At 43.9% G+C, this 706-nt stretch carries 1 protein-coding gene; it reads right to left on the reverse strand.

Going from position 1 to position 706, the window contains the following annotated elements; all coding sequences use genetic code 11:
* On the reverse strand, positions 1–706 hold a 706-nt coding region (locus HT688_RS11360), incomplete at both ends, for a mucin-binding protein (RefSeq protein ID WP_524539350.1).

Below are 706 nucleotides of genomic sequence, written 5' to 3' on the forward strand. Positions count from 1 at the left end.
GTAACAGTTTTGCTTTCTTTAACATCTTCTGTAGCTTGTGGGTATTTCACTACTTCGGTTGTATCTGTAGTTGTTGATGTTACAGCTGTTTCCGCTACAGTTGCCTTATCTGGAGCGTCATAGTTGGTTACAGTTAGAGAGTCTTGAGAACCCCATGTACCTGTTGACCAGTCTCCTGCTGTCACGACTTTCGTCACTTTATTACGCTTGTTGGTTCGCGTTAAGGTGACGCTTTGCGTAACTGGTGTTGCCACTTCTTTTGTTTCGTTGGCTTTATCGACATACTTGATGGTACGGGTAACAGTTCTGCTTTCTTTAACATCTTCTGTAGCTTGTGGGTATTTCACTACTTCGGTTGTATCTGTAGTTGTTGATGTTACAGCTGTTTCCGCTACAGTTGCCTTATCTGGGGCGTCATAGTTGGTTACAGTTGGAGAGTCTTGAGAACCCCATGTACCTGTTGTCCAGTCTCCTGCTGTCACGACTTTCGTCACTTTGTTACGCTTGTTGGTTCGCGTTAAGGTGACGGTTTGCGTAACGGGTGTTGCTACTTCTGTCGTTTCATCAGTCGCATCTACATACTTGATGGTACGGGTAACAGTTTTGCTTTCTTTAACATCTTCTGTAGCTTGTGGGTATTTCACTACTTCGGTTGTATCTGTAGTTGTTGATGTTACAGCTGTTTCCGCTACAGTTGCCTTATCTG

It is taken from the genome of Streptococcus sp. 1559, assembly GCF_013276735.1.
Taxonomy (GTDB): domain Bacteria; phylum Bacillota; class Bacilli; order Lactobacillales; family Streptococcaceae; genus Streptococcus; species Streptococcus pseudopneumoniae.